Below are 7,788 nucleotides of genomic sequence, written 5' to 3'. Positions count from 1 at the left end.
AACCTATAAAAATTATTGAAAAAAACGATAAAAAATATGTCTATTTTAGATCTTATTTTTTATTTGATAAAAAATTAGAAAACGAGGGGACTTGGTGGGCGGAAATAGATCTTTATAATTCTATGTATCGTGATGAGTATGACTATGATTGGATAGATACTACCCATGATATCGAATATTGTCCTGTAGATAAAATAAGCGAATGTTGGAATTCTGATTTTAAAAACTTCGCGCTTGCTGTTATTAATTATGTAAAAACAAACAATCCAGATATTTACAAGGATGTAATGGAATCTGGGCGGCTTGCGGAAGAAAAAGAAATTGCTGCAGAGCGTGAACGCCTTGAAAAACAACTTACAACGGCAACTGATTTCGCTCAAAACACACCTTATGTTTTTGCTGATTACGGAAAACAGATTGATTGGGCGGAGTTTACACAAGATCCTGTTGATTACACTAAAACACCACAGCTATCAGAGCTTATTGGTCATGTTTTCCAGTTGTCTGACACGCATGGATTCCAAGCATTTACAAAGGATGATAATAAAACCCCTTATTTAAAAATAGATCGTCGCCGTTCTGCCTTGGTTCATTTCACAATCCTTCCCAGAGATAAAGATAGTTACCAAATCGCACTTATGGACGATACTGGTGACTTTGTTGGGAAAGAGAATATCAACAAGAAACCTCTCATCAGAGACTTTAAGGCGTATCATGCAGAATACGGATTTTATCGTGGTTTAACTAATGAGGTGTTCCATAAAACAGGTTCTTTTAATTCCTTTGGTTCTGTTATTGGCCAGTCAAATCTAGTCGATGGCTTTTTCAATGGTGGAATTGTTTCCGTTGGTATTGAAAAGACTGACGAAGCTGGAAAATATAAACTTGTATATTATATGACATCTGATCATCGTGACAACTATGGTGCTACAAGCACTACAACAGTGAAATATGATGGGGTATATGCAACGCTCACGCTTGTAAAATAAGCATACAAACTAAATGGGACTGCTCCGCGAGGATGAATTTCGTGGAGCAGTCCCAAATTTTTTCTGTCTGTGCTATAATATGGAGTATGATACAGTGAGGAGGAAGAATTATGATAGACGATGCAAAATTATTGGAGACGGTCGTTAAAGAATTTGAGGCACTGACGCGCATACCGCGTCCCTCGGGACATGAGAAAGCCGTCAGCGACTACCTCAAGAAGCGTTTCGAGGAGATCGGCTGCACGGTGACGCAGGACGAGGCGCTGAACATCATCGCGGAGATGCCCGCGACGAAGGGCTGCGAGGCTGCGCCGCGCACGATCCTGCAGGGGCACATGGACATGGTCTGCGTTGCAAAGCCGGGCGTGATCTACGATCCGCTGAACGATCCAATCAAGATGATTCGGACGGAGGAGTCTCTGACGGCGGACGGCACGAGTCTCGGCGGTGACGACGGCATCGGCGTTGCGGAGATTTTGACCGCGATGCAGCATGCGGAGGAACACGGACCGCTGCGTGCGATTGTTACGGTCGATGAGGAGCAGGGAATGTCGGGCGCACGTCATCTTTCGGCGGATCATTTGAAGGACGCACGCTTCCTCATCAACTGTGACTCCGAGGACTATCACATCATGACGGTCGGCAGCGCGGGCAGTGTCAACCTTGACTTTTCGCGTACGCTCTCGCGCAGGGAGTCGGAGCTGCCCGCCTATCGCATCGCGGTGGAGGGCTTGCTTGGTGGGCATTCGGGGGAGCGCATCGGCGACGGGCGCGGCAATGCGATTCGCACGCTTGCACTTGCACTGCAGGCACTTGAGGCACATGGTAAAATTGAGATTGTCACGTTCACGGGCGGCACGGCGCGCAACGCCATCCCGCCGACGGCAGAGGCAATCATCCGCACGGGCATCGGTGAGCGTGAAATCGTGAACGTGCTTGTGGAGGAAGAAAAGCGTTTCCACGCGCTCTACGGAGCGGCTGACCCCTCAATGAAGTTTGCATTTAACACCGTGGAGAATGCGGGGCGCGTGATCGGCGAAGCAGAGGAGCGTGACCTCATCGACATGCTCACACTCCTGCGTACGGGCGTGCACGATATGTCGCGCCTTCATGCGGGCAAGGTGGAGACCTCGGCGAACCTCGGCGTGCTCAGTATGGACGAAAATGATGTGCGCGTTCAGTATTTCCCGCGCTCCTCGGTGAATGAGCGTCTGGATGAGATCGTCGTGATGGGGCGGACGATGGCGGAGCGCATGAACTTCAACCTCACACTGGGAGCGCAGTCGCCCGCATGGCGCGAGCGCGAGAACAGCACACTTGCGAAGATCATGGGCGAGGTGTATGCTGCGCAGAACGGCGGCGCGCAGATGACGATCGAGAGCATCCATGCGGGGCTTGAGACGAGCTGGCACGCGGCGAAGAATCCGGAGCTCGACATGGTGTCCATCGGTGTGACGACGACGGGCATTCACACGCCGGCAGAGCGCGTCGATGTCACGACGATCGTGCCCGAGGCAAAGTTGATGATGGAGACGCTGCGCCGCATTGGACAGGAAAAGGCGTGAGCAGTTGCCGCAGAGGATATTCGGACAACGCCGAAATGGATATTCTCAATTCGTTGTTCCTCTCTATAGAAAAAACTTGTCATGTGTGCTATACTATTCTCATTGATTGTGATTATATATTGGAGAGTTAGCATATAACTACTAACGCACATGGAGGGAAATAGTATGGCAGAGACCTATACAATGGAGGATCTGAAAAAACGTTTGCAGGCGACGCAGCGCAAGATGACACCACAGCGCCAGATCGTTCTGCAGGTGATCCTCGACCATCCGAGCGAGCATCTGAGTGCGGAGAAAATCTATGACATCCTGCGCGGCACGGAGTCGGAGATCGGGCTTGCGACGGTTTACCGCAGTCTTGAGATTTTGGTGTCGCTTGGGATTTTGCAGAAGATCGAGTTCGGCAAGGAATTCGACAAGCGCAATAAGGGATCGTACTCCTACGAACTGAACCCAATCGATCCGAATCAGCACTTCCATCATCATCTCATCTGCACGGAGTGCAAGGAGATCTCGGAGTTCGAGGAGGATATGCTCGATCATCTCGAAGAGGACATCTTTAAGAAGACGGGCTTCAAGGTTGAGAACCATCAGGCGAAGTTTTTCGGCATCTGCAAAAAATGTCAGGAGAAGCAGAAAAAGGCGTGAAAATTCGGTCGTTTACGATAAACAGCAGAGCCGAGGTCATTGTCAAAATCGTCCGCGAGGTATTGACGCTTTTCAAGGTGGAGATCGTCGGGCAGATAGGGGAGGCGGATTACGCCCAGCTGTCGGTGGTAAACCGGCAGTCGGGCTGTGAGCCGCCTTCTGTCATGACCGAGGTCTTTCTTTTTACCAATGACGGATCGTGTGAGAAAATTATTTTTTCTGCGGATGGCAAGGAAGATGAAATTCCACGCGCTGCCGTACACCGCATGGTGAAGCGAAATGTTTATGAATTCTTTCGTATGCGCTTCGCTCTGCCGCCCGCGCCGTGGGGAATCCTCCACGGTGTCCGCCCGACAAAGATCGTGCACCGATGGCTGCGCGCAGGGATATCGCCCGAGGCGATCATTGCGCGCCTCGCGGATGACTATGACTGTAGCAATGAAAAGGCAAAGCTCATCACGGAGGTTGCCGTGCGCCAGCTGCCGTTCCTTGCGCGCAGCGATGTGCGTTCGGTCAGTGTCTATGTCGGCATTCCGTTCTGTCTCTCGCGCTGTCTCTATTGCTCCTTCCCGTCGAACCTCCTTCCCTCGGAGAAGAAGCTGCGCACCTTTATGAATGTGCTCGCGCGGGATCTTTCTGCAGCGGCGGAGGATGTGCGCTCTTTGGGGCTTACGGTGCAGAGTATTTACATCGGTGGGGGCACGCCGACAAGCTTGCCGAATGATTTTTTTGCCGAAATGCTCAAAATGGTATATAATGCCTTTTATGGGTCAAATATTGTGGAGTTCACGGTGGAGGCAGGACGCCCCGACAGCATGACGGCGGAGAAGATCGCCGCCATGCGAGAACACGCCGTGACGCGCGTGAGCGTTAATCCGCAATCCATGCAGGCGAAGACGCTCGAACGCATCGGACGCCGCCATACCCCCGATGACATCGTGCGCATGGTGCATGAGATTCGCGCAGCATTCGACGTGCACATCAATATGGACGTGATTCTGGGGCTTCCCGGTGAGACGGCAGAGGATGTGGCGCGGACGATGGCAGCGGTGACGGCGCTCGCGCCCGACGATATCACGCTCCATGCCCTCGCCCTCAAGCGTGGCTCGAATCTGCGCCTCAAGATGGAGACGGAGCATGTCGAACTGCCGTCGGATGCGGAGACGCAGCGCATGAGCACGGTCGCTGTGCGCGCGGTGGAGGAGGTAGGCTACCGTCCGTACTATCTCTACCGACAGGGCTATATGAGCGGCGATCTCGAGAACGTCGGCTATGCCCGCGCGAATGCTGAGAGTATCTACAACATTCAGATTATGGAGGAGCGCCAGACGATCATCGGCATTGGCGGCGCTGCCACGACGAAGGTGCTCGGCATTCGCGGGGATCGTATGCGCTCGGTGTTCAACGCGAAGGATCTCGTGACATATCTGCGCGATATTGACATCTACATTGAAAAACGCCGTGCGCTCCTGCGCGCGGAATACGAGGAGGAAACACCCTGATGCTGACGAATGCGCCACGGGGAACGAAGGATATCCTGCCCGATGCGGTGGGTGCGTGGACGTATGTGGAGAATGTTATCCGCGATATCTGCGCCCGCTATGGCTATCATGAGATTCGCACGCCGATCTTTGAGCATACGGAGCTCTTTCAGCGCGGGATTGGTGACGGCACGGATGTCGTGGACAAGGAGATGTATACCTTTACCGACCGCGGCGACCGCAGCCTGACGCTGCGTCCGGAGAATACGGCATCCGCCGTGCGCGCCTATCTGCAGAACAAGCTCTATGCGGAGGGGGGACTGCAAAAGCTCTTCTACGTCGGCTCGATGTTCCGCTATGACCGCCCACAGGCAGGGCGTATGCGTGAGTTCCATCAGTTCGGTGTGGAGGCGATCGGTGGGGAGAGCCCTGCGGTGGATGCCGAGGCAATTCTGCTCGCGTACGATTTTCTCACGGCACTCGGACTGAAGGGGCTGACATTGAAACTCAACTCCGTGGGCTGTCCGACCTGCCGCCCCGTCTATCGGGAGCGCCTGCAGGCATATTTCAAGGAGTATCTGTCCACGCTTTGCGATGACTGTCAAAGTCGTTATACCGAGCGCCCGATGCGTATTCTCGACTGCAAGGTGGATGCGGACAAGCCGTTTATGACGGGTGCGCCCGCGATTACGGACTGTCTCTGCGCAGAGTGCGCAGAGCACTTTTCGGCGGTGCAGTCGCATCTGACGAATGCGGGCGTGACGTATGAACTTGATACGCGTCTTGTGCGCGGGCTCGATTACTACACGCGAACGGCGTTCGAGATCGCCTATCCGCCCCTCGGCGCACAGAGCGCCGTTGCGGGCGGTGGACGCTATGACGGTCTTGTCGAGGAGCTCGGTGGGAATCCAACGCCTGCCGTGGGATTTGCGGCGGGGCTTGAGCGTGTCCTCCTCGCTCTCGAGCAGCAGAATCTTCTGCCCGAGAGCCCCCCTGCGGCAGATGTCTTCTTCATCGTGCTCGGCGATGCGGCTGCTACAGCGGCGTTCCCTCTGCTGCACGATCTGCGGCAGGGCGGCGTACGCGCTCTGATGGACTATGCGGGGCGCAGCATGAAGGCACAGATGAAACAGGCGAACAAATCCGGCGCGCGCTATGCCGTCATTCTCGGCGAGGACGAACTGGCACAGGGGACAGCGGTTGTGCGCGATATGGTACAGAGCACGCAGGAGACTTGGTCTCTTGACGATATGGTAAAACGATTGGTTTTTGAGGTGAAGGGCTGAGATGGAAACGATGCAGGGACTTAAACGGACACATGACTGCGGCACGCTCCGCAGGGAGCAGGTCGGCGGGGAAGTAACGCTGTGCGGCTGGGTATCGCGCCGCCGCGACCACGGCGGGCTGATCTTCGTGGATATGCGCGACCGCTCGGGACTCGTGCAGATCGTCTTTGATGAGGCGGCGATGGCAGATGGGACGTTCCACGAGGCGGAGACGCTGCGCTCGGAGTTTGTGATCTCTGTGCGCGGTTCTGTACGTGCGCGCAGCGCGGAGACGGTGAACCCGAACATGGCGACGGGCGAGATTGAGATCGTTGTCAATGAACTGCGTATCCTGAACAAGGCGAAGACGCCGCCGTTCTACATTCAGGACGGCATTGACGTGGATGAGATGATTCGTCTGCGCTATCGCTATCTCGATCTGCGCCGTCCGGAGATGCAGGCGAATATTATGCTGCGCCACCGCGTGACGAAAATCATGCGCGATTTCTTTGACAAGAACGGCTTCCTTGAGATCGAGACGCCGATGCTCTGCAAGAGCACGCCCGAGGGGGCGCGCGACTTCCTCGTGCCGAGCCGTCTCAATGCGGGCGAGTTCTACGCCCTGCCGCAGTCGCCGCAGATCTTCAAGCAGCTGCTCATGGTCTCGGGCTTCGAGAAATACTTCCAGATCGTGCGCTGCTTCCGCGATGAGGATCTGCGCGCCGACCGTCAGCCCGAATTCACACAGCTCGATATCGAGATGTCCTTTATGGATCAGGACTCCATCCTCACGCTGATGGAGGAGATGGTGAAGGAGCTCTTCGACAAGAGCATGGGAATCAAGGTTGAAACGCCGTTCCGCCGCATGTCGTGGGACGAGGCGATGGAGCGCTTCGGCTCGGACAAGCCCGATCTGCGCTTCGGCATGGAGCTGCAGGATATCACGGACTACGTCGGTGGCTCGGAGTTCAAGGTGTTTAACGCCGTCATGGAGGCGGGCGGTCGCGTCAAGGTCATCAACGTCGAGGGCTACGCAAACATCCCGCGCCGTGAGCTTGACGATCTCGTGCTGTATGTCCAGAACTACGGGGCAAAGGGGCTTGCATGGATTCAGTATACGGAGGAGGGCGTAAAGTCGCCCTTCAAGAAATTCTATTCGGATGAGACGTTCGAGACGATCAAGAACGCCGTCGGAGCAAAGACGGGCGACCTCCTGCTTGTCGTTGCCGACCAGCCCGCCGTCGTGGCGCAGGCTCTCGGTGAGTTGCGCCTTGAGATGGGGCGCCGCCGCAATCTGATGAATCCCGACGAGCTGTCCTTCCTCTGGGTCGTGGACTTCCCGATGTTCGAGTACAGTGCGGAGGAGAAGCGCTACAAGGCGATGCACCATCCGTTCACCGCGCCGCGCGAGGAGGATATTCCGCTGCTCACGAGCGATCCCGGCCGCGTTAAGGCGAACGCCTATGACATGGTGCTGAACGGTGTCGAGATCGGCGGCGGCAGTCTGCGTATCTACCACAGCGATCTGCAGGAGCAGGTCTTTGAGACGCTCGGCTTTGCACCCGAGGAGGCGCGTGAGCGCTTCGGCTTCATGATGAATGCGTTCGAGTACGGCACGCCGCCGCATGGCGGAATCGCGTTCGGTCTGGATCGCCTCGTTATGCTGATGGCAAAGCGCCGTAGCATTCGCGATGTTATCCCGTTCCCGAAGACGCAGAGTGCGTCGGATGTCATGTGCGAAGCGCCGTCGCCCGTCGATGAGAAGCAGCTGCGTGAACTTTACATCCGTACGGCTGTGCCGAAGAAGAAGACGGATGGCGCTGCACAGCAGTGATACGAA

Annotated in this window: 6 protein-coding genes; all 6 read left to right on the top strand. The window is 55.2% G+C overall.

Going from position 1 to position 7,788, the window contains the following annotated elements; all coding sequences use genetic code 11:
* On the top strand, positions 1 to 989 hold a 989-nt coding region (locus HMPREF9081_RS10070), incomplete at its 5' end, for a hypothetical protein (RefSeq protein ID WP_006307174.1).
* Between the two features lie 110 nt (positions 990 to 1,099).
* Positions 1,100 to 2,554 carry a beta-Ala-His dipeptidase gene (gene pepD / locus HMPREF9081_RS10065; RefSeq protein WP_006307173.1) on the top strand — a complete coding sequence of 485 codons (1,455 nt, stop codon included), beginning with the start codon at positions 1,100 to 1,102 and terminating at the stop codon, positions 2,552 to 2,554.
* Between the two features lie 165 nt (positions 2,555 to 2,719).
* Entirely contained in the window at positions 2,720 to 3,202 is a 483-nt protein-coding gene (locus tag HMPREF9081_RS10060; protein WP_071778204.1) for a Fur family transcriptional regulator, read from the top strand.
* Positions 3,199 to 4,704 (top strand): coproporphyrinogen dehydrogenase HemZ, encoded by a 1,506-nt coding sequence (gene hemZ, locus HMPREF9081_RS10055; protein ID WP_006307170.1) that lies wholly within the window; start codon positions 3,199 to 3,201, stop codon positions 4,702 to 4,704. The genes HMPREF9081_RS10060 and hemZ overlap by 4 nt, the downstream gene beginning before the upstream one ends.
* Positions 4,704 to 5,969 (top strand): histidine--tRNA ligase, encoded by a 1,266-nt coding sequence (gene hisS / locus HMPREF9081_RS10050; RefSeq protein ID WP_006307169.1) that lies wholly within the window; start codon positions 4,704 to 4,706, stop codon positions 5,967 to 5,969. Before hemZ ends, hisS begins: the two co-directional genes overlap by 1 nt.
* Before the next feature lies 1 nt (position 5,970).
* Complete coding sequence (aspS, locus tag HMPREF9081_RS10045) at positions 5,971 to 7,782, top strand: aspartate--tRNA ligase (protein ID WP_006307168.1); 1,812 nt, start codon at positions 5,971 to 5,973, stop codon at positions 7,780 to 7,782.
* The last annotated feature ends 6 nt before the right edge of the window (positions 7,783 to 7,788 follow it).

Origin of the sequence: Centipeda periodontii DSM 2778 (assembly GCF_000213975.1) — a bacterium.
Taxonomy (GTDB): domain Bacteria; phylum Bacillota; class Negativicutes; order Selenomonadales; family Selenomonadaceae; genus Centipeda; species Centipeda periodontii.
Note: the sequence above shows the minus strand (reverse complement) of the source record. Positions and strands in the feature narration are given on the sequence as shown.

Excerpts from the sequence above, each read along its gene's own strand:
- pepD (WP_006307173.1), top strand. The coding sequence starts at position 1,100 with ATGATAGACGATGCAAAATTATTGGAGACGGTCGTTAAAGAATTTGAG.
- HMPREF9081_RS10060 (WP_071778204.1), top strand. The coding sequence starts at position 2,720 with ATGGCAGAGACCTATACAATGGAGGATCTGAAAAAACGTTTGCAGGCG.
- hisS (WP_006307169.1), top strand. The coding sequence starts at position 4,704 with ATGCTGACGAATGCGCCACGGGGAACGAAGGATATCCTGCCCGATGCG.
- aspS (WP_006307168.1), top strand. The coding sequence starts at position 5,971 with ATGGAAACGATGCAGGGACTTAAACGGACACATGACTGCGGCACGCTC.